The organism is Olivibacter sp. CPCC 100613, from assembly GCF_036959255.1.
GTDB lineage: Bacteria > Bacteroidota > Bacteroidia > Sphingobacteriales > Sphingobacteriaceae > Olivibacter.
Map to the genome: position 1 here is coordinate 636,495 of NZ_JAWMTI010000001.1, position 24,133 is coordinate 660,627.

At 40.2% G+C, this 24,133-nt stretch carries 12 protein-coding genes; 2 read left to right on the forward strand and 10 right to left on the reverse strand.

Features of this window, described 5'->3' with window-relative positions; translation table 11 throughout:
• Nucleotides 1-542 precede the first annotated feature (542 nt).
• The 10 genes from RYH73_RS02475 to dapF all read right to left on the reverse strand — a co-directional run bounded on the left by RYH73_RS02475 (nt 543) and on the right by dapF (nt 21,019).
• The gene (locus tag RYH73_RS02475) at nt 543-1,979 is read right to left on the reverse strand and encodes a hypothetical protein (protein WP_335311674.1); all 1,437 of its coding nucleotides are present in this window, start codon (nt 1,977-1,979) and stop codon (nt 543-545) included.
• Between the two features lie 257 nt (nt 1,980-2,236).
• Nucleotides 2,237-3,718 (reverse strand): RagB/SusD family nutrient uptake outer membrane protein, encoded by a 1,482-nt coding sequence (locus RYH73_RS02480; RefSeq protein ID WP_335311675.1) that lies wholly within the window; start codon nt 3,716-3,718, stop codon nt 2,237-2,239.
• A 23-nt stretch (nt 3,719-3,741) separates the two neighbouring features.
• Nucleotides 3,742-6,969 (reverse strand): SusC/RagA family TonB-linked outer membrane protein, encoded by a 3,228-nt coding sequence (locus RYH73_RS02485; protein ID WP_335311676.1) that lies wholly within the window; start codon nt 6,967-6,969, stop codon nt 3,742-3,744.
• A 684-nt stretch (nt 6,970-7,653) separates the two neighbouring features.
• Entirely contained in the window at nt 7,654-8,919 is a 1,266-nt protein-coding gene (locus RYH73_RS02490; RefSeq protein WP_335311677.1) for a hypothetical protein, read from the reverse strand.
• Between the two features lie 143 nt (nt 8,920-9,062).
• The gene (locus RYH73_RS02495; RefSeq protein WP_442946052.1) at nt 9,063-9,434 is read right to left on the reverse strand and encodes a hypothetical protein; all 372 of its coding nucleotides are present in this window, start codon (nt 9,432-9,434) and stop codon (nt 9,063-9,065) included.
• A 137-nt stretch (nt 9,435-9,571) separates the two neighbouring features.
• Nucleotides 9,572-11,029 carry a SusD/RagB family nutrient-binding outer membrane lipoprotein gene (locus RYH73_RS02500; RefSeq protein WP_335311679.1) on the reverse strand — a complete coding sequence of 486 codons (1,458 nt, stop codon included), beginning with the start codon at nt 11,027-11,029 and terminating at the stop codon, nt 9,572-9,574.
• Nucleotides 11,030-11,040: 11 nt separating this feature from the next.
• Nucleotides 11,041-14,292, reverse strand: coding sequence for a SusC/RagA family TonB-linked outer membrane protein (locus tag RYH73_RS02505; protein ID WP_335311680.1), 3,252 nt, complete (start codon nt 14,290-14,292; stop codon nt 11,041-11,043).
• A 491-nt stretch (nt 14,293-14,783) separates the two neighbouring features.
• Nucleotides 14,784-16,211 (reverse strand): SusD/RagB family nutrient-binding outer membrane lipoprotein, encoded by a 1,428-nt coding sequence (locus RYH73_RS02510; RefSeq protein ID WP_335311681.1) that lies wholly within the window; start codon nt 16,209-16,211, stop codon nt 14,784-14,786.
• A 21-nt stretch (nt 16,212-16,232) separates the two neighbouring features.
• Nucleotides 16,233-19,502 (reverse strand): SusC/RagA family TonB-linked outer membrane protein, encoded by a 3,270-nt coding sequence (locus RYH73_RS02515; RefSeq protein WP_335311682.1) that lies wholly within the window; start codon nt 19,500-19,502, stop codon nt 16,233-16,235.
• A gap of 731 nt (nt 19,503-20,233) precedes the next feature.
• Complete coding sequence (gene dapF / locus RYH73_RS02520; RefSeq protein WP_335312590.1) at nt 20,234-21,019, reverse strand: diaminopimelate epimerase; 786 nt, start codon at nt 21,017-21,019, stop codon at nt 20,234-20,236.
• 514 nt (nt 21,020-21,533) lie between these two features.
• Between dapF and RYH73_RS02525 the strand changes: the two genes are divergently transcribed.
• Both RYH73_RS02525 and RYH73_RS02530 read left to right on the forward strand, forming a co-directional pair.
• Nucleotides 21,534-22,547 carry a ligase-associated DNA damage response exonuclease gene (locus RYH73_RS02525; RefSeq protein WP_335311683.1) on the forward strand — a complete coding sequence of 338 codons (1,014 nt, stop codon included), beginning with the start codon at nt 21,534-21,536 and terminating at the stop codon, nt 22,545-22,547.
• Entirely contained in the window at nt 22,531-24,117 is a 1,587-nt protein-coding gene (locus tag RYH73_RS02530) for an ATP-dependent DNA ligase (RefSeq protein WP_335311684.1), read from the forward strand. The genes RYH73_RS02525 and RYH73_RS02530 overlap by 17 nt, the downstream gene beginning before the upstream one ends.
• Nucleotides 24,118-24,133 lie beyond the last annotated feature (16 nt).

Genomic DNA, 24,133 nt, shown 5'->3' on the forward strand with positions numbered 1-24,133 from the left:
TATATTAGCAAAAATCGAGAAAAATAGATGTAGGATCAGGCCAATCAAAGCGCTCTGGAATTCATTATTTAATGCACTAATACCTAAAAGATGAAAGTAAATCTATCTCAATACGCCAAAAATGTTAGGGTTATTACTAATAAAAAATTGACAATTACTAAACAAAACTAAGATTTTGGAGATATTTTGCAAGTTTTTTTTTATTCGTATTAGAAAAGAGCAGTCAAACTTTCGTCTATTATGAAGTAAACAAGATTTTTCTGGTTATGGTTATATCTTTTTTGTAACAAGACGTGGGAATTGTAGTTCAGGAATACGCAATGTTGTTAAAATAAAAAGTCGACCGACTAAGAGCGACTTTCTAAAGTTATCAATTAATTTCAAAATCTTAGATTAGATTTCATCCATTAACATACCAGGCCATAAAGTTTTCCTTCAAGAATACATTGAGCATTCTTCAATATCCAAATAATTCAATGATATAAAACGATATTGGTTTACACTTTACTTAAAACATTTAGTTCTGGTTTAGATGACGATAATTAGTTTAGATACTCTGTACTATAAGAAATGTTTGTTTTAAACGATTTTACGATTTTCACACGAGGGCTGCCATTTTTGGGAACCACATCAAATGATATACGTAAACCAATGACATTGGTTGGTGAACCTTCATATTGGGTCGCCACCCCCGTTACACCTATAGTTTCTCTTGTTCCCGATAATAGATTCCCTCCATCTGTTGTAATAACGCGTTTAGTTAGGTTTTCGATGTTTGCAACTGCTAATACCGCTGGATTGAAAACCATTTGATAAGAATTATCGACCGCTTGATAATGATAAACATATCTCTGATCTATCTCCATTCCATTCTGATCATAAATACTGTGAATCTGAGTTGTCTCGTTTATTATTGGTTTATCGGATAAATAAAAAACACCCAATCGCTCATTATATATCGGCAAAAGTCCTGTGGTTTGTGATTGATCGTAACCAGGAACGGCCAATCCAAGCGATCCAACTAAAAAATCAGAAGTAATTTGACCAGTCAGATTTACATTTGCGTTAATTGCATACTGCACAACCTCAGCTCCTCCACTCTTCTTACCAAACAGCCCCCCTAGCAAGTCCTTTACAACACCCCCTAAAGCGTCAAGTATTGTTTTCACTATAGAAGGAGACGACCCAGGTGTTGATGACGCTCCGTAACTTGAATAAATTGGTATGTTAGCATTACCAGAAAAATTCGGCGTTGTGGTTAGATTTACATTTGAAACAGAAAGACTGTTTGTCAAAGTTCCTTGAATAGTGCCGTTAACGCTCACTTGCTGTATTTTATTAGATTTTATTGGCCATAAAAAACTGAAGTTTTGATAATTTTGATTGACAAGATTTTCGTCATAGGCTAATTCATATTGAAAAGCATACCATGTCCCCGGCGCTACTTGAAAGTTTTCCAAAGTAGACGTCTGAAGTTTATTTTCACTTATATCGATCATTCCAGGCTCTGTAAAATTTAAAATGGGAGAGTTTGCGGAATACGTACCCTGTCCCATTAGTGTATGTACAATATTTGTCGAAAAAATATAGTTGCCTGGCTTTACATAGTAATACATCCGTATTATTCCTCTATACTTGTTATACAGCACAAAGAACAGGTGATCATGAATCGTTGACGAAGTGAATGTATTATAAACCAGCTCCCAACCATCGACCTTTTTATAATCATGGACAAATTCCTCTGGCATTTGTCTGCTAGCCGCTGATCCCCAAGGCACTACGACATTATAGCTACCTGAAGGCATAGGCATTAAGTCAATACTTTCCCAATCCAGTGTTGGCGAAACTATTCCCAGTGGGGATAAATGACGAGCTAGAGTTGTTTGGGTTTCAACATTAGGTCCTTCTGGAATTGATTTTTCCTTTGTACAGCCAAAACAAATCGAACTTACTATTAAACTAACATAAATTTTTTTCATAATACTTAGGTTATATTAATAATTATTCATTTAGATTCAAAAAAGTATTCTTTTGCGTATACACTTTTATATGATAGAGATCGGTAACTTATCTACAATTTCACGGCTTACAGTGTTAATGTTTTTAAAATCCAAACAAATCTATATAAAATCTGGGTTGAGTATTTTATAAGTTTATGTTTTTAAGATTTATAACACGTTTTCCATAAAAACCGTCCTTCGCTTATTTGACGGTTTTTATGGAAATCAAATCTCTATTAAAGCCCTGGATTCGTCTGTTGTTCTCCTACCGGAATAGGGAATATATAGGAGGAAGAAGATGGGCTGATTTCACCTCCAGCACCATAAGAAAGAATCGTTTCACTTCTTCTCATAATATCAGGTGCTCTAAAACCTTCGCCAAGCAGCTCAATACGACGCTCTTTCAGAATTTTTTCGATAAGATCCGTTTTACTTGAACTGGTAAGTGGATTATTGGCATCTGAGCGCGTATGTACGGCATTTGCCAAGGCCAATGCTCTTGTCTGATCACCTGCTTCTGCTTCCGCTTCTGCCAGATTGAGTAATACCTCTGCGTACCGAATCACGGGGACCCAATCAATGAAAGGAGAAACACCCGCCCATTTTGTTAAAATACGCACCGTGCTTCCTCCAGTTGTATAATCAGCTGTCAGCAAAGTCTTCCGGGAATCTCCTTCATGCCATTGTGGATCTGTATAAATCCCGGTGATTACATCGCTACCTGTACTGGTATTTAGATAATACTCCACATTTCCATTCCCGGTATTATAGTAGTATCCTATTTGGTTTTGCGTGCCCGGTGCGTTTGTATCAGCAAAAGGCATTGATAGAATATTTTCCGTGGTGGTATAGGGGGTAATAAAAACAGACTGTATGTTTGCCTGTAACGCATGCGGTACACCAGTCGGAGCACTAAAAGGAGCTGATGGCGAAACGATTTTATTCGCTTCTTCAATCACTTTCGCAAAATTACCCATGGCTAAATAAACCCTCGTTTTTAATGCAATCGCGGTATTCTTGTGTGCCCTTGTAGTTCGCAAGTTAGCGTTGCTGTAGTCCGCTGGTAAAGAGGTTTCCGCTTCATCCAAATCCGTAAGGATCTGTGCATATACTTCCGAAACCGTGCTCCTCGGAAATGAATTGTTCTCCGTATTTGTTTCCGCTTTCAGACGTAAGGGTAAACCAGGTGAAGCTCCGTTGTCTTGCGCATAGGGGGTAGCAAACATATGAACTAAGGCATAGTACATCCAAGCCCGAACAAACTTCGCTTCTCCTCGATAATTAGCCTCCAATTCTGTACTAACCACCCCGGGATATTTATCAAAATCTTCTAAGAATTTATTAATCCGATTAATGGTCATGTAGGCTTGAATCCAAAAATTGTTTACCTGTGTGGTCGCTGCGTCATTGGTATGATTATAAACCGCAAGTCCCGTTACACCATTCGTAGTACGGTTTACAAATTCTTCCGCTCTTATGTCATTATAAATATAGTAGCGCCCCGCCATTAATCTTCCATCTTTTGCCGAAGCGTATAAGCCATTGACGTGGGTTAAAATACGCTCAGGCGTGTCAAACATATTATCTTCCGGAATACTTAGTTCAGGACGAAGGTTTAAAAAATCCTTACTGCAGCTCGTTGCTGTGGTTGTTAGTACGAAAGCTAACAAAGAAATTTTCAGCAATTCTTTCGCTTTATTTTTATGTATCGATTTCATTTTATTTCACTTATTAATTCTACTTAGAACCCTACTGTTAGCCCCATGGTAAATGTTCTGGCCTGAGGTATTGAATTACGTTCAATACCCGAAGAAAGATTTTGGTTACCATTACTTGATATTTCGGGATCTACACCACGATAACCCGTAACGATAAATAGATTTTGTGCAGAGCCATAAACACGCACGGACTGTATCCCGCTATTTCCAAAAAGATGCTTTGGTAAACTGTACCCTAAGCTCACATTTTGAAGTCGTAAGAAATCACCCTTTTCAACATTGTCCGAAATCAGGAAAGAGGAACCGTTGGAAACATTATCCCCATATACCGGCCGAGGAATTTTGCTCCCTGTATTTTCAGGTGACCAAGCATCCAAAATCTCAGTAGAGTTATTCCAAACGCGTTGGTCTAATAAACCTGCTCTCGTTCCATTATAAATGTAGTTACCGCCCGAAAAGGTAAATATCAATCCTAAATCAAAAGCTTTATAGCGAAAGTTATTGTTAAAGCCACCAAACCAAGTAGGTATCGTATTTCCTAATATTTGCTGCTCATTAGCGATGTTAACACCAGTCGCCGGCGTACCGTCTAAATAAGTATACGATGTTCTAAAGGTATTGCCATTGCCATCTACAAATTGTTCTCCACCATGTAAATATTGAACTTGCACACCATCCCTTGTTTCAAAAATCCGGCGACCATTCTCGGGGTTTACACCGGCCGATTTCACACCGTAAATGCTGGCCGCAGCGTACCCTACTCGTGTAATGCTGGTTAATTCAAGGCCCGAAGTATACGCAAGTAATGGCGTGGTTTCATCCACTAAACTAGTGACGCGATTTTTCAGGGTTGAGAAATTTAAACTGGTCGTCCAAGTGAAGTCCCCTTTATCAATGGGGGTTGCATTAATATTAAATTCAAACCCTCTGTTATACATGGATCCCACATTTAACAATATTGTATTTTCATCAATCGTCGCCGGAGCAGGAATACCTTTAGACGGCGATTGGGGTACGGCCAATATCATATTGTCAATATCCTTGTTATAGTAATTGGCTTCCAAGTTTAATCGATTATTGAAGAAACCTACATCCAGCCCTATATTGAGCTGTGTACTGGTTTCCCATTTTAAATCATTATTTCCTGCCTGAATATAATAATTACGCGATACGCCCCCATATATACCCGTCTGGTATAAGTTATACGCACCATATAAATTATTTAAATTGCCATTACCAACTCTACCCCAACTTCCCTTCAACCGGAAATTAGAAATGGTGTTAGCTAGGTTCGAAGTCTTAAAAAACTCTTCATTGGAAATCGTGTAACCCACAGAAACTCCTCCAAAACTACCCCATCTATTATCAGGGGATAGGGCAGAATTTCCATCTCTTCGAAAATTTCCGCTTATGTAATATTTGTTATCATAATTGTAACTCACACTTCCCAGATAGGCCTCGTAGGCAACTTCGTTCACCCAATTGCCACCGGAAGTATTCACTAAAAAACTACCTTGGTACTGGTCATAAAAAGGATCTGCTAAATTAGAACGCTGCCCACCCCAAGCACGATCTGAACGTTTTTGAGCATCTGATCCGACTAGCAAGCTCAAGTTATGGACTCCATTGAACGTTTTATCGTATGTTAAGGTATTTACCCAATTCCAGTTTTCAGAACGAATCTGATTGTTAAAGGCCTGTCCTGTACTTCCCCATCCATCACCTTGAACAGGATTCCAAAATCGTTGATTCTCGATGTTACGTAAATCCCATGAGAATGTTGTTTGGAGGTTCAATCCTTCAGCTAGCTTAATACGGGCTCCAAGATTGGCTAATAAACGATTTGTTTCTGACGCGTTTTTATCTAATTCAATCAAAGGATACGGGTTAGCATATTGCGCAGGAATTAAGTTGGCACCGCGACCAATGGCATTCCCTTCAATATTGTAGCTACCATCTGGATTAAATGGACGGACGTTTGGCATTTGCGCCATTGCTATACGCCCTAAGCCAGATGAAGCATAGGCACCACCATCAATAGAGCCCGAATTGGGTGCATTATTTTGCGTATTCGTGTAATTTACGTTAGCCCTTAAATTTAACCAATTCGTTGCTTGATGATCAATATTCATCCTGCCCGTTTTCCGTTTAAAATCATTGCCCTTCAAAAATCCATCCTGATCAGAAAGTCCTGCGGAAAAATAATACTTCGTTTTTTCTGTTCCTCCGGAAATAGTCAAATTATGATTTTGCTGCCAAGCCGATCGATAAACTTCATCATACCAACGGGTATCGACAACCGATCCGTCATCATTGTACTGCAAGAAAAAGCCTCGACCTTCATCGTCTCTTTGCGCTGGAGGAACCGCATTGGGATTAATTGCCAAAGCGTTCGCTAGCGCTGCATTTTTATGTGTTACATATTGCTCGGCATTCAATACTTCTTGGAGTCGAACGGCCTTTGTATTGCCTACCCAGCCATCATAAGTCACACTTGTTTTTCCTTCTTTTCCTTTCTTAGTGGTAATGACTAACACACCTGCTGCCGCTCTTGATCCGTAAATGGCTGCCGAAGCGGCGTCCTTCAAGATATCCATCGACTCAATATCCGCCGGATTAATATCTCCCAACGGATTATTTGCGGCTGCGTTTAAATTTGTACCTTCAAATTGTGTAGCATTATCTGTTGTAATTGGAATACCGTCCACCACGACTAAAGGAAAGGAACTGAGTGATAAAGAGCTCAAACCACGAACACGAATCACTGGTGGATTATTTAGCAAACCATTCGGTTGTACGATATTAACCCCCGTAGCTTGTCCTGTTAAACCTTGTCCAAAACTTTGTATCGGCATTGATTTAATGACGTCGCCTCGTACAGAGGCCGCAGAACCGGTAAACTCTTGCCTTTTTTGTGTCCCATACCCCGTTACAATTACCTCGGAAAGCTCCGATGCATCCGAAGACAATACAACATTAATTACATTTCGTCCATTAATGGATTCGGTAATCGATCTGAAGCCGATATAGCTAAACGTTAGGGTTCGTGCATCAGCTGGTACCGCAATCGAATAATTTCCTTGTCCATCACTTTGCGTTCCGTTGGATGTCCCTGAGATCACAATGGATACACCGGGCAATCCCCTGCCGTCTGTCTCCGTTATTTTACCGCTAATTCTTCGTTCCTGCGCATAGACGATCTGAATCAGTCCCAGGCACAGCAGAACGAAACCAAGTAGTTTTTGTTTCATGTGTTTGATGTTTGGTTAAAAAATTAAATTGATTGATTGATTAAATATAGAAGACTGTTTGTGGACTTATCTCCAAATACGTCTCACTCGCCCGGTTTGATAACCAGTACAAAGGTTCCAAGCTGATATTTTATCCTATTCGGCATAGAATACTTTTTTATAACCAAGTAAACGGGGGGAAGACAAAGCTCTGCATGCAAAAAAGTTCATACATCCACGTAAGAGCGAACGAAAACGTAAAATACCCAGAGAAATACAGTTGATTTTAGTAAACTTTCTTCAAATTTGCTTTAGCTAAATTATCTACCCTTTAATTAATACCTAATTCACAGCAAAACTAACATTTAACGTTTTTTTTGCAAGGTCTAACTGAAAAATTTTATTGATTTAAAACAAAAAACGATGGCTACCTTCAAAAAAAGCCTATTTATCAAAAAAAATCATATTAAAATAAGATAAGAATTGTAACAATACCCCCCCAAAAAAAATTATCAGAATCAACTCGCAAAAAAACGTACAAATCATGGTGTAACATGTGATACGTACTGAAATATTGATCTTGAGGAGAATATAATCAGAAATAATCACTAGCAAATCTTCGTTATATTGCTACGTGCGTAGGTTTTTGGTAAAAGTTTTTCCTCCCGTCATTCATGGAGGAAAAACTCAAAAACATCTCGGAAATTAAAGCTCATCACAAATATTGGTATATGATTCCGTATATCGCGCCGAAGTACCATACGGATATACAACTTCAACGCCTATTTTTGCTGTCGCACCGCAATTTATAGTAAAACCTCGTCTTCCGAAAGTTTCTGTCGCAACGAGGTTATTATTCAAATACCATTTATATTTAGTTCCTGTCGGTACTGTGCCCTGTCCACTTGTGGTAACCAATATTACTCCATGCCCGTTCTTTGAAAAGTTGAAAGACGTTACAGGCCGGGGACCTGTGGAGAGAGTTTTTGATATTATATTGGTACAACCGTTTATTGAAACATAAATTGTTCCACCCCCTGTCGCGGTCGATTTAATGATTACAGTTGGCCCAAGGTTAGAACCCACTATCTGAAGATTACCAGATACAGACCAAGTGAAGCTGGAATTAATTGGTAGAGAAAAAGCTTCAACTGAATATGTCTGCTGTTCGTTGACATCTAGATTATCTGGACCAGCAACAGCAAATTGATTTTGCTCTTCAATAACAATATTATTCCATAGTTCCGCTGTGGAGTTTGACTTTCCAGAAGTATTTGGAAGAGCGCTTAGCCAAAGATAATCATAACATTTATCAGCAGTAAATAATAATTCCACTGCCTTTGCAGCGTCCTTAGCTATAGCAGGAAAAACCTGTGTCGGCTCGGATGAACCTGTCAAATTAATTGGAGCCGAATTTGCACAAATCGACGTAGTAGTTGGGTTATTGGTTAGCCTCGCCTGCAAAGTTGGATATCTTCTAATATCTTTAGTTTGCCCCCATTCATAATCTGTTCCACCAAAAGTGGTTTTTATTTTATATATCGATCCTTGCTTAAAAGGATACTTAATTGACATACCGCTGCCGTAACTCCCAGGTGCGGATTCAGAATAAGCATGTGATGTAGACAGGCTTAAAATGTAAAGAGTTTTAGTATTATAATTATTTACACGAAGCTTTGAGAACCCTTGAGTAGATTTGAATATAATATCATTAACGGTCTTTTCCGAAGTAGCACAAGCATCATAACCCTGAAGAGATTGAAAATCTATAGTTGTTGTTTTCATATTGGGCATGGCCGAAAGAGCAACATTCAAAGCCTCCGTATTTGCCCCACTTTTTATCATACTCATGGCCTGATCAAAAGTAATAGTCTTGTCTTGAGTTAACTCATTGCCTTTTTCAACAGCATCTTTCTTAGAACACGAAAAAATCAATGCTAAGGATAGGATAATTGGTAAATATTGTTTCATAATTGTATCCGATTTTATTGTAAAGATAGACTAATCATTCAGATAAAAAAAAATAAAATCATATTTTAATTTAATCAAACAAAAGATTAATATATTAAAGCAAAAACTATAATAATCACACTTTACAGCACACAGACAGCCACTTACAACCAAGAAACCACTTCTTTGGATTCGTAAAACCAATTAAAAGTTGATGATAAAAAAGCCAGCGGGATTTTCTTCAAATAAGAAAATCCCGCTGGCTTTTTTATTGATAATGAATGCACCTCTAAGGCATCCACCATTGTTTCGCACCCTTCGAATCCAACACCTCTTGCTATTTTCGAGACAGCGTCTCTATAGTTAACAGCATTCCTTGTTTGCTCTTCAACCGGATAAGTCATTCTATAGGGTACAAAATCAACGTTCTGATCCAGGCTTCCGCTAACCGGTGCAACAAAAAGTTGAGCACCCCCTGGTTTTTTGATATCGAGACATATTCTTTCTAACCAAGCTTGAATCCCTTGCATATACATAGCTAACCACTTTTGTACTCTTCTGCTCCTTTTTATTTTTCCAGACAGCAGTGATGATTTAAATAAAACTCCGTTGGACAAATTTACTGTCTATCCAATGGAGTTAAGTCTAAAGGATTGCGGTTAATTAGATTAATCTATTTATCCCACCAAACTGGTTCATAAACAACAACTGTTCCTGGAAAGTTTCCGTTCGTATTAGCCTCGTTACTGGGATATAACAGGCGAAGGGGCATACGATCTACTCCTATAACAGAAGCCGCAGATCTTACTAGAAAATTCGGATAGCCAGTACGACGCCATTCGGTCCAAGCTTCAAATCCCTGAAAGCCGCACATCGCGTAATACTTCTGCGTAATTATTGCTTGAACTCTGCCATTTAAATCTGCAGGTAGCTGTGCGTCTTCGGCTTCCGAAATATACACATCTGCATCACCACTTAGATTGACAGCAGCAAAGCTTTCTCTAATCCCTTGGGTAAATAACTGCGTAACATCACCTGATGCCCACCCTCTTGCAACAGCTTCTGCTTGTAAGAAATAACTCTCGGCAGCTGAAATCACCTTAACAGGAGCAATAGCCGACGCTGGATTATTTGCAAAACCTCCAACTAATGCAGATGGTGGGGAAACTTCTTTTCCAGTATTTGAGCTATATGTTCCTTGAGGAATATAAGCGATAGAATCCTGACCGCTGATTGGACTGTAGAATGCAAACCGCCTTGGGTCATTGTTCCTCAAGAATGCAGTAACTGCAGTACCGCTCGCTACCAGATTCTGAGTATAACCCAAGTTTACCATTTCATTGTATAAAGGGTTTTCATTTCCGCCAGTTGTTGAATAAGCAATAGATGCGTCCTCTTCAAGAAATACTGGATTGTTAGCGTACAACGCCTCAATCCCAGCCCGTGCCTTCTCCGCATCAACTTGCGACAAACGTAAATAGGCCTTTAATTTTAAGGTATTTCCAAAAGCTTTCCATTTGTTTACATCGCCTTGAAAAATCATGTCTTGGCTGCCAGGCAAAACGGCATCTTCTGTATTTAACAACGCCTGCCCTTGATCGATAAACATAAATATGTTATCGTAAACAGTTTCTTGACTTTCATAACGGGGGCTTCCATACTCATTTCCCTTTAAAGCTTCGCTTAAGGGAATATCGCCGAAAGCATCTGTTGCAACTTGAAATGTGTACGCTTTCAAAAGATAGGCAATCCCCTTAAAATATTCATTAGAAGTCCCCTGATCGTTTATCATTATTTGCGCATTATTAAGCGCATTCCGATAAATCGTTAACCACACGCGATCTGTCGAGCTGTTAGTTTGGTTATATTGATCGATCGCCCGGTATTGGGAAGAAGAAGGATTTTGGGTCCAGTATTGAGCCCACATTCCTCCATATACCTGAAATGCATTACCAACAACTTGTCCTATTGAAGCTTCTACAGTTGGAAGCAATAAACTTGGTTCCGCGGAGTCCGGATTATTCGGATTTTCGTTCACATCCAAAAAATCCTTACAGCTATTCAACCCTAAACTAGCAACAAGACCCAGAGCTAGTAGGCTTTTTATACTCAATTTAAATTTCGTTCTCATTATTCGTTTCTTTAAAAGGATACCTTTACATTAATACCATAATTTCTCAAAGAGGGTTGGGCAGTAAAATCAAAACCTTGTGTATTGCCCGATCCTGCAGAGTTTACCTCCGGATCAGCGAACTGGTTTTCTTTAGGTGTCCATATAAACAAATTATTTCCATATAGGCCAATAGTTAAAGCGCCAAAAGGACTATTTCTTAGTTGTTCTTTTGTAAATTGATAAGAGAGTGTTAGATTTCTCAACTTAACGAAGGAGCCATCGATTACGCTAACGCCACTCGCCATAGCAGGATAATAGTCTTGCTTGTTATACGTAACATCTGTATTAACAACACTGTTGCCATTTTCGTCTAAATAAACCGAATTAGGGAAAATAACATCAATACGTTCTCCACCAGTTTCCGCAGAAGTTCCCACGAAACCTAAGATGTCCTTAGTCCTAGAGAAAAACTTGCCGCCTTGCTTAGTATCAAATAAGGCGTTAAGAGACCAATTTTTATAGCGGATATTCGTTCCCAATGAAGCCTGATATTTAGGATTATAACTACCAAGATATTGTGCTTCTGCTGTGTTAACCGGTAATCCAGATTCAGCATCTACAATGGTACGACCTTGATCATCTGTAGCATTTGTTACAGCATAGAATTCACCGTAAGGACGGCCTTTGGCTGCTACAATTGACATGCCGCTAAAGCCGCCTAATGAAACCTGATCAACGCCTTCCATTAATTCAATTACTTTATTGTTGTTTTTTGTGTAAGTTCCGAAGAGCTCCAAAGAGAAGCCTCCTTCTGTGCGAATAGGTGTACCCCTCAACGCTAACTCAACTCCCCTATTCCGTACTTCTCCAGCATTCACCACACTGAACCCGTATCCTGTAGAATTAGGAATAGGAATGCTTAAGATTTGATTCCTTGAATTGTTGTCATAATAGGAAAAGTCAACAGACAAACGATTGTTGAAGAAACCTAGATCGGCACCGATTTCGAATGATCTAGTAATTTCCGGTTTCAAATTGGCATTACCAATAGTAGTTCCAGACATCAAAGCAGCAACGTTTCCAAAAGGAAAAGTAGTGCTACCAAAACTACCTAAAATTTCACCTCTTGAAAACGTTGTAAGTAGCTGATAAGGGTCTGTATCATTACCAACTTTTGCCCAGCTAGACCTCAACTTACCGTAACTGATGATATTTCTTATATTAGACTGCTGGTCAAATAATTCACTGAACACGAAAGATCCACTTACACTTGGGTAAAAGAATGAATTATTCCCTTGCGGTAATGTCGATGACCAGTCGTTTCTCGCCGTAGCCTCAAGATAAAGAAAATTTTTGTACGACAGATTTAAGTCTGCATAAACACCGACCAGTCTTCTTTTACTCATATAATCGCGTATAATATTCACAGGTCCATTACTATTGGATAAATTATACCAGCCAGGAACCACTAGTCCCCCGCTTTCGTTTGTGGCAGTCTCACTCTCCGAAGTATAGCGTTGTCTAATATTATTACCAACCATCAAAGATGCGCTGAAATCCTCATTGAATTGATGGGTGGCTGTTATCATTAAATCATGAACAATCTCGTTGACGTTATATTGATCAATTTGATAGGATCCATTGCTATTATGTAAATTAGCAGAAGCTGAGTAATTACCAGTTGTATTATCAGCCGGTACAAAAGAGTACTTCGGCGATTCAAAACGTCTTCTGTCAGTATAATTGTCTACCCCAATACGCTCCTTTATATCTAGCCAACTAACAGGCTTATATCCAACATTAACATTTCCAGTAATTCTATTTACCTCATTATAGTTGTTAAAATTCTCAAGCACCCAATAAGGATTCATTGTATAGGCACCATAATAGCCATACTTGTCGTCTTGTGGAATGCCGTTAGCGTCTACGTAACCATAACCGTAATATTTATTTCCTAAGTCCTTTAAATCCGTCAACGGAATATCACGAGGTGTTTGCAATACGTTATCGTATACTGAAAAATCACCTTGGCCTCCTCCAACATTGTTGCTATTTATTCTATTATAGTTTAAAGAAATGCCCGCATAAAATTTATTGCTAAATTCCGTAGTCCCATTAAATCGGACCCCATATTTGTTGTAGGTATCTTTATTTCCTGGATAAACATTATTTGAGTTGAGAGAATTTAGACCAAGATAAAAACTTGTCTTTTCACCGCCTCCTGAAAAACTGAGGTTGTTATCCGACGTAAAGCCTGGTTTAAAAAAATCTCTCACGTTATTTTTTACTGCGGAATAAGGCTTGGTCAAACGCACACCATCTACTGCTTGCCCCCATTCTTGCACTTCTCCTGTGAAAGGCGCTCCCCAGCTCCAATTTTCTTTCGGATCGTTAGTAAACGTTGGATTCCCATTTTCATCATAAGCATAGTCGAAATAACCTTGTCCATATTCATTTTGAAAATCTGGAAGTTTTAAAATAGACGACAACGAATTCGTCGTAGTAAAGGTGATTTCCGTTTTATCGCTCCCCCTCTTTCCGCTCTTGGTTGTAATGATCAATGCACCATTGGAGGCACGAGAACCATATAATGCCGCCGCCGCAGGTCCTTTTAACACAGTGATTGATGCTATATCGTTCGGATTGATATCGTTTCCTCTATTACCAAAGTCTACACTCGATAAGGTTGATCCTCCTCCAATCTTACTTTCATTGTCGATCGGAATCCCGTCAACTACAATCAGCGCCTGATTATTTCCTGCAATCGACGACCCTCCACGCAAAACAACACGCGAGGAGCTACCAGGAGCATTAGACGTTGTTGTGATATTAGCTCCAGCCACTTTACCAACCAAGGCGTTCAATGGACTGGTACTTCTGCCTTCCACTAACTCTTCACTATTGATGGTAGGGGCAGAATATCCCAATGTTCGCTTTTCTCTTTCGATAGCGTTAGCTGTTACCACGACTTCACTCAATTCAGAAGCAGCTTCTGCCAGCGTAACATTTATCGTGGTTTGAGATCCTATTTGAACAGTTTGGGAATTGTAACCGATATACCTAAATATTAAGGTGGTCGCATTTGCTGGTATGGTTAATGAATAATTTCCGTTAGCATCTGTTTGCGTCCCGGAAGTAGTTCCTGTAACGATAACCGACACTCCTGGAAAAGGTTCACCGTCATCTGAGGTTACCTTCCCTCTAATTGTCCTTTCTTGCGCATACGCTGCTCCGATGAGCAAAGAAAACGCTAGAAAGAAACTTAGTAGTTTTTGTTTCATGTGTTTGATTTTAAGTTAATATATTAAATAGGGATTATAAGCAATTATATAAAAAAAGAAAAGGTCGATGAATAGGATTTATTCACCTGGTTTAATAATAAGTATATAAGCCCTCACTTGGGTATCCATTTCCTCTATAGTCAATACTTCATTTTTTGTTATTCCTTGCCAACCTGTCCACGCATGGGATACATAACAATTTCCTTTGCCACGCTTTAGCAAGTAGATTTTAATATTAGCTAGATGTTAAAAAATGTTAAAATCAACCGCAAATATTCTTTCTATTTTAAAATTTTCAAAAAAAATTAGAAAATGTTACAAATACTACGCCTCAGATACATTAGAACAGCATTAGAACAACTGAATGTAACAGACCAAAAAGTTCCATTTCAATCCTCGATCTCCTCAAGCCTTCATGGAAACGGTTCACAAAAAAAGGCCTCCCTTTCGGAAAGCCTTTCTATTTTCATAAAAATTGATTAATTAACAAACTAATTCACATCCCAGAAAATCTTATGAACTACGTCATCGCCACCTAGTTTGGAAGCCGCAGCATTTACATTTGTGCCATTTAACGTACGTTCACTAATCGGATAGGTTAATCGATTGGGTATAATACCCGGGTCAACAGCTCGGAAGGCGGGTTCTAACTGGGGATAGTCTAGCCGTTTCCATTCTACCCAAGCATCATAACCTCTATTATATAAAGCCAACCATTTTTGTACACCGATCTTTTCCTTCCAATCCCCTGAAGCCGTTTCATAAGCAACAGCCGGCTGCGCTAAATAAGTTGCTACATCTCGGTCATCTCCACCCCAGTAGGTGATGGATGCCTCTATCGCTTTATTATAATGCTCACTTGGGGTCCCACCGAGCCCCCATCGGGCTGCGGCCTCTGCTAAAATAAACTCTACTTCCGAATAATCGAGCAACAGTGCCTCAAAATCAGGCGCTATAACCTTATCACTTGGCTTAGAATTCGTTGAATATTGATTACTGGATCCAATTCCACCACCTACATATTCACCATTAACCGTGGTAAAGAAAAACGGACGCCTAGGATCTTGCACACTGTTCAATACACTAATAAAGGGTCCTCCCGCAACATAATCCTGCCGCGAGGTAAACTGTGAGTTTAAGTTATTGGAAACCGGGTTATTGTTAGGCGATGCCGAAACATAGGCGAAGGTAGCATTATCTGCATTGCTTGTAAAAGCCGCCGCAACCGAGGTACTGATGATCTCGCGGGCCTTCGTCTCATCAACATCAGCCAGCGTTATCGCCATTTTCAATTTTAAACTATGCGCAAACTTTAACCAGGCAGCCATATCGCCACCGTATAATAAGTCAGCACTACCAAAGCTATCACCATTGGGATCAATCATCGCGATAGCGGCGTCCAGTCTGTTTAACAGATCGGCATAGATCGTGGCCGCATCATCATATTTTGGCTGACCAATATCGGAAAGCGCTTCTGTATAAGGCACATCTCCCCAGGTATTCACGAGCACCGTCCAAGCATACACAGAAGTGATTTCAATTGCAGCCAACTGATTATTTCGCTGAACGTCTTCAATTTCCGTATCATCCGTTGCATAAGCTTTTGCTTGCTTTAAATCATGTAATACTTCCTGATAAAGCGGCTCCCAAAAATTTTGAGCAATATTTCGGGTAACAAAATTATATCGGGGTTCATCCTGATAGGTGGTAGCAGTCCACTGTTGAATCCAAAATCGAAACACATTAATATTAACACTCGGAGAAGTCACATCATCGGTAAGTTCTTTCAGTGCATTACTGAAGAGTGGGGCCTGCGAAACTTCCGCAGGATTCTTCTGATCGACATTGTAGTCATCCAGATTTTTTGCGCACGAGGCCAATAAAACCAATGGCGCAAGATATAAGAATATTCTTTTCATTTTATACGATCTTAATATTTACTAGAACCTCATTCGAACATTAAATCCAAAATTCCGAACAGCAGGATATACGCCACTTTGAATACCCTGTAAGTTACCCGAACTCAATCCGCCTTCCGGATCCGCATAAGGCACATTGCTGTGAATCAACCAAAGGTTTCTTCCAACCAGCGAAAAGTCGACACCCTTGAAAAAGTTCGTATTCGCCAGCCACCTGTTCGGTAAGCTGTACGTAAGCGAAACTTCCCTCAATTTGATGTATCCTGCATCGTAGATAAACCCCGCCTGCGGATTATTGGCATAGCCATAAGGTGTAACGGAGTTATCGTACGCTTCTACGCGGGTTGCATTTGGCGTACCATCCTGATTAACCCCCGGCAAAACAACACCGCCACCTTGACTGATTGGCAAGCGTTTCGGATTGCCTAAATCGTTCAGGCCGGCAGTTTCGGGATAAATACCGGTCGACATGCCATAATATTGATCTAAAGAGAATAAACTACCCCCTTTTTTGATATCGATTAAGAAAGATAAAGAAAAGTCTTTATACTTAAAGTTGTTCTGGATACCGCCCAGCCAATCGGGATTGATATTACCCAAAACCTGGTCCGGATCCGAGGTGAGGTAGTAACCATCCTCGCCAACAATACGGTAGTCGGGATCACCATGGTGTCCATCCTGATATACATAATCCACACCTCTCAACGTTCCGAATGGTTGATCCAGGGTAGCATTTAACGTAATACCACCTTGGAAGGTTCCCAACTGTAAATTATCATTCCCTTCGTACAGCTCAATCATCTTGTTTCGGTTACGCGCAAAATTCAAGTTCATCGTCCAGGAAAAATCATCAGTCCGCACCGGAATTACAAATGCGCTCAATTCGAAACCTTGATTTCGCAGCGAGCCGGCGTTTACCCACCGTCTATCATATCCAGTTGCTGAAGAAACCGTTACTGCCATAATTTGATCGAAGGATGTCGAACGATAATAACTGGCATCGAAACCTACCCTTGAATCCCAAAAGTTCATTTCCAAACCAACTTCAAAACTTTTAGTACGTTCCGGTTTTAAATTCGAATTACGAAGCTCTTGGGAAATAGAAGCCATTGGAATACCATTAAATGGAGTGTTGATGGTATAGGTATTATATAAACTCAAAGCGGAGGCATCGTTTCCGACCTCGGCATAGTTAACCCGCAACTTACCATAGTCCAACCAGTTCGAATCTTTTAACAGATTGGAGAACAAGAAACTTCCCGCGACCGAGGGATACCAATAAACATTATGATCAGTTGGCAATGTGGTGGATTGATCTCGGCGGATAGATCCTTCTATAAAGTAGGTTTCCTTATAACCGAAGTTCGCATTGGCAAACAGGCCATCGACACCGATCCGTTCGTAGCGTTCTCTTGGCGGTTCGATGGGGAAAATAGAATTAGAAAGTGAATAAATACCCTCATAAGCCAAACCGCCATTTGTCTGCGCACGAATAGCTGACAAATAATTTCGCCGTAAGTTACTTCCCAACAAACCGGTAAAGGTTAGATCCTCGGCTAAGTCTTTATGGAAATTAAGCATTAAATCATAATTGGCCTCGCTGTAGGTACGATCGTAGCGTTGGTATTGCGGAACATCGGCCCCTCCAATTGCCAGGCGCTCTTCCTGAAATTCATTCGATCCATCGAAAGTAACACGTCCCAAAACATCCATCCATTCTAATGGCTTCCAATTCACCACGGCGCTACCAAAATAGCGGTTGCGGCTGTCATTTTGATAATTTTTGTATCGTTCCCAGTAAGGGTTGTTGGAATAAATCGGCCCGGTAGCTCCGATATCCGACCAGTTCCAGGTGACATTTCTTTCTTCTCGCTCATAAGCACGCTCCAGCTCCTTAATATCCACATTTGTCTGCCACCATTGACGGAAGCCTTGATTCGGATTTCTTCCGTCATAGCCTGTTCCATAACGGCCAATCGCATCTACCCTCGAAAAGTTAGCAGTAGCACTCACCGTCAACTTATCATTAATCTGGTGCGAACCGGAAAGGTTAAACAAATTCTTGGTAATTTTACTGTTAGGTAAAACGCCTGTTTCGTCATTCCGTGTATAGCCCACTTTATAAGTCGTTACATCTCCTCCTCCATCAATACTGATGCTTTGCATCGAATTAAGGCCTGTTTTAAAAAATTTAGAGGGATCGTTCTGTGCCCCTACCCAGGGTGTTGCCTGTCCATAGGTTGGAGATGTTTCGTCGAATGCATTCCATTGGTAAACAAGCAAATTAGGATCAAAAGCAGCACCGTAAGAAGCATCCTCCGTAAAGGGTACTACCAGTGATGGCCCCGAATTACCAAACACAGTTTCATACCAGAAGTTACCGTCCGGAGAAGCGTAGCCTTCTTCACTGTACTGATTGACATAACCTGCACCATATTCTTTTTGGTATTTTGCAAAAGTACTTTTATCAATTTTACCGATATTCAGCCCGCTGTTGATAGTAATGTTTGTGCTGTTTTTCTTGCCCTTCTTCGTGGTAATCATGATAACACCATTGGATGCACGAGATCCGTATAAAGCCGAAGCGGCGGCTCCTTTCAATACGTTGATTGATTCAATATCATCCGGATTGATGTCCGCGGCTGCATTTCCATAGTCATATCCACCACGCCCTTGATTTTGCGCATCGGCATCCTCTTTTAAATCGGTATTGGTGTTTACATTGCTGACAGGAACTCCGTCAATAACGAATAAGGCTTGGTTATTACCTGTTAACGATTTATAACCACGCATTACGACATTGGTTGAACCGCCCATGGTGCCCGATTGTTTGATATCCAAACCAGCAACTTTTCCTGATAGGGCGTTGGTAAAGTTATTATCGCGTGTACGTGTAATCTCATCGCTTCTTACCTCTTGGGCCGCATAACCGAGTTCGTTTCGCTTACGCTCAATTCCCAGAGCAGTAACGACCACTTCACTTAATGCCTGCGCATCTTGTGATAACTCAACGTCTATTACCGTTTGGTTCCCAATAGAGACGGTTTCTTTTTCAAAACCGATGTAAGAAAAAATTAATGCATTTGCATTAGCCGGAACCGAAATCGAGTAGATTCCTTCTTCATTGGTCGTCGAGCCCGATGCCGTACCAGACACCATAACGGATACGCCCGGTAATGGCTCACCACTGTCTTTTGCAGTGACTTTTCCTCGAATTGTCCTTTCCTGTGCATATAGACTTCCTATCAAAGCCATGCTAATAAGAAAGAAACTGAGTAGTTTCTGTTTCATGTGTTTGTTTGAATGGTTATAAAATGATGATTGATTAATATCGCCTACCTTCCTCGTAGGCAATGATAAAACGATTTCTAGCAATATCAACAACCTTATTCGGCTGGCTTTATTACTAAAACGAATTTTCGGCGCTGAGCAGCTCTATTTAAAAGAAATTCTTTCTTCAAATACACGAATACAACACTAACTTTCATAAAAAATATTCAAAACATCGAAATCACCCGTCACAAAAGATAGCTATTTATTAAAAATCATTATATAAAATTAAAATTTATCAACAAAAAAAACACAAATAACGATATTATCCAAAAAAAATCAAAAATTGTTACAAATACATCAAACAAAATTCACAAAAACACAAAATAAAAAGATAATTTACCCAATAAAACATCTATAAAACATAGAAAAAATAAAAACAAATCAAACAGACATGATACTTTACCTGAAAAAAAATAAAAAAAATGCAAAATGCTTTAAAGAACCTTAAAACATATAGTAAGAAACTAAAAATACGTTGCTTTTCTGTAAAAAGTATCATTCATTCGGAAGAATGAAGACTATTTTCGCTATTTTTTAAAAATGGCTAACACAAACAACCTAGCGTTGTCAAAGCGTACATCTGTTTACCTTAAAAGCTAAATTTCTATACGTTATAATTGGTTCTTAGATGTTGAAACAACTAGTTGGGCTTTTTGTTTCAAAAAATTGCAAAAATCTCCGATTCGCTGCTAAGGCAACAATCCTTCGAATACTAATTTAGCGGGACCTTCCAAATAAATATCTTTAAATACACCATTTCCCAGATAAGTAAAACGAATATTGAGATCACCCCCCATGGCTTTAATTGGTGTATTATATGTTCCTAAACGATTATGATGCCAGGCCATTGCCAGTGCCACAGCAGTTACGCCCGTTCCGCATGCGAGGGTTTCATCCTCCACCCCTCTTTCATATGTGCGGACCTGGTATCCTTCTTCCAGCGCTTCTACAAAATTCACATTAATACCCGATTGCTTATAGGTATTATTGTATCGGATTGCTGCGCCATGCTTAAAAACATCTAAATTTTTTAAGTCTTTAACCTCTTGTACATAATGAGGAGACCCGGTATTTAAAACAAAGTCGTTTCCATCTTTTTCAATATGCTCCACATCGATCATCTTTAAACTTACCCAATCAGCAGCTTCGTTTATAGTCGCTTCATGCTCGCCGTCGACCGCCAAGAATTTGGTCGACTTTTCAATAATACCCAAATGTTTTGCAAAAGATACAATGCAACGTCCACCATTACCGCACATACTACTAGGGTTGCCGTCTGCATTATAATAGACCATCTCAAAATCATACCCGACCCGCTGCTGAAGAAGCATAAGTCCGTCAGCACCAATACCAAAACGCCGATCACAAAGCTGTGCCACTAGGGTGGTGTCATTTGCATCAAATTGTTGGTTGCGATTGTCTATTAAAACAAAATCGTTGCCTGCTCCCTGGTATTTGAAAAATTTCACTTCGATGGTTTTTGTTACTTTTTAAAGCATCAAACTTAGGGAAAAAGGAGGTATATATCAAGTAATGTGATTTAAGCCGCTCCGACACGCTGGCCTACCCTTCGCTTATTCGCATGATTTTTCCCCAGGGCTATCCTAAATCTTTTTAACGCTCAATATCATAAGACCGTTGTGCCCTGCACTATACATATCAGCACTGCCATTCCGAAGTACTTAATGGCCTAGTCTATTGGTGGCAACAACCGGCAGTCAAAGATGTCCTTCATAATTATTAAACGAAGCGTACGGTAATCAGTGAATCGATGAACCAAGGGCATGGCCATTGTGCTAAAGGGGGCTCCGATTCACGGATGGACGTCTGACCACAGGTTGCAACAGAATAGACAAGCCAAACACCTTGTCCTGCTTGGATACTCCGCATGGAATGTATACTCCCCTAAACAAACCTTAATTCCTATTACCTGTTATAGAACGGGGAAGCACTTAAAACTTTAAATAAAAGCCTTCTCAAAAATGCGCTATGCTTACGTTTAACGACAAAGGAATTTATTGTGCTCAAGCGGCTGCTTATATCGACCCATGGGCGCCGGTTGAAAGGGCAATTATAACGCATGCTCATGCAGATCATGCACGTTTCGGCAGCAAGCACTACCTTTGCCATCGCGACAGCGTAACGCTTTTAAAGTTGAGACTAGGGCCTGAAATATCTATCCAGTGCTTAAACTACGGCGAAGAAATCGATTTAAATGGTGTTAAAATTTCTTTGCACCCAGCTGGTCATATTATTGGCTCGGCGCAGATACGTCTTTGTTATAAAGGACAGGTCTGGGTGGTTTCGGGAGATTATAAGCTGGAAAACGATGGTATTTCCACTCCCTTTGAACCGGTAAAATGTCATCATTTCGTATCAGAATCGACCTTTGGTTTACCAATTTACCGCTTTCCCGACCTCCATGACGTGGAAAGCGATATGCTCAGCTGGATCGACAATAATAAAAAAAACAATATCAACTCTCTCCTAGTCGGATATTCATTGGGCAAAGCACAACGCATGATCGAAATCGCAGGAAAAGCCGATTTACCTATTTACGCACACGGTGCTATTGTGAATATTCAGCAACAATTGATTGAAGATGGATACCGATTGCAGAAGGTAAGCTATGCTTCTGCTGATCTAAAAAAAATCCCAAACCCTTATATAGTGGTGATGCCTCCGAGTGCGCTACACTCCTCCTGGATGAAGAAGTTCACGCCTTACGAAGTGGCTTACTGTAGTGGCTGGATGCAATTAAGAGGAGCCAGAAGGCGACGGAATGTCAACCGCGGCTTTGTCCTATCCGATCACGCGGATTGGGTACAGCTGAATTTGGCTATAACAGCTACCGAGGCAGAAAACATTTATGTAACGCATGGCTATAAATCTATCTATGCAAAGTGGCTGCGCGAGCAATATGGCTTAAATGCCGTTGAGGTAGATACCTTGTACGAAGACGATCTTTTAATGCAGGAGGATAAGGATGACAGCATTCAATGAGTTATTTGAAGAAATAGATCGAACAACTTCAACCAATGCAAAAATAGAAGCTTTGGTCCGCTATTTTCAATCAGCTGACGACGGAGATCTATTATGGTGTATATACTTATTAATGGGTAAGTCAACGGGGCGCTTTGTTAAAACTGCGGTGCTTCGGCAAACAACCGTTCAATTATCACAACTCCCTGCCTGGCTTTTTGAGGAATCGTATCATGTTGTTGGTGACTTGGCCGAGACCATTTCTTTATGTCTACCATCGCCGCTTGAGCCAAAGGCAAACACCTTAACGGAAACCATGATTTTCCTGAACGACTTAAAAAATAGTTCAGATGAGGATGCCGTTATGGCCCTTTCTAAGAGATGGATGCACATTCCAAGCAATCAACGCTTTGTTTTTAATAAATTAATTACGGGAAACTTCAGGATGGGGGTATCGAAACAATTGGTGATTAAAGCCTTAGCGGTAACTTTTAATAAACCTGAAAGTGAAATGGCGCATCGACTAATGGGTAACTGGCATCCCTCCAACACGCAAATTCAACAGCTTCTCTTGACATCGCTGCCAAAACACGAACGCAGTTTTGAACCTTATCCCTTTTATTTGGCCTATCAATTGGATAAAAAACCGGAAGACTTGGGTGAGGTCGATGAATGGATTATCGAACGGAAGTATGACGGCATTCGAGGACAGATTATTGTTCGCAACAAAGGCCTGTATATATGGAGTCGTGGGGAAGACTTATTGACGGATAAATTTCCGGAATTTCATGTTTTGGCCGATTTACTACCGAACGGCACAGTGATAGATGGTGAGATACTTCCATTTAAAGATAATGAAGTACTTCCCTTTTCGGTGATGCAAACCAGAATCGGCCGTAAGCAATTAAGCAAGAAAATACTTGCCGACGCACCCCTTGTAATGATCTGTTATGATTTATTGGAGTTTGAAGGTGAAGACATTCGGGATCAACCTTTAGAAAAACGACGCGGACTATTAGTCTCTTTGTTAGCGAGACTTCCCGCTGATGCTCCGCTGTTAATTTCCGCAGCACTTCCTTGCGCTACTTGGCAGGAAGTGGCTCATATTCGTGAAAAGGCTAGATTACATCAATGCGAAGGGGTAATGCTTAAAAAAAGGGACAGCATCTACGAGACCGGACGGCGCAGAGGCAATTGGTGGAAATGGAAGGTTGATCCTTATACCATCGATGGTGTTTTAATATACGGACAAAGAGGCCATGGGCGGCGAGCCAATTTATATACCGATTATACATTTGCGGTATGGGACGGGGAAGAATTAGTACCCTTTGCTAAGGCTTATTCCGGGTTAACTGACAGAGAGATTGGGGAAGTGGATGCCTGGATAAAACGACATACCATTGATAAATTTGGTCCCGTAAGGAGTGTAACGCCTACACTGGTTTTTGAGCTGGCCTTTGAGGGGATAAACCCCTCCCCCCGCCACAAATCAGGTATAGCATTGCGTTTTCCACGAATTGTTCGCTGGCGAAAAGATAAAAGCGCTAAAGACGCAAATACAAAAGCTGATTTATTAGCTTTGCTGAAGTAACAGAAAGCTTAAAACG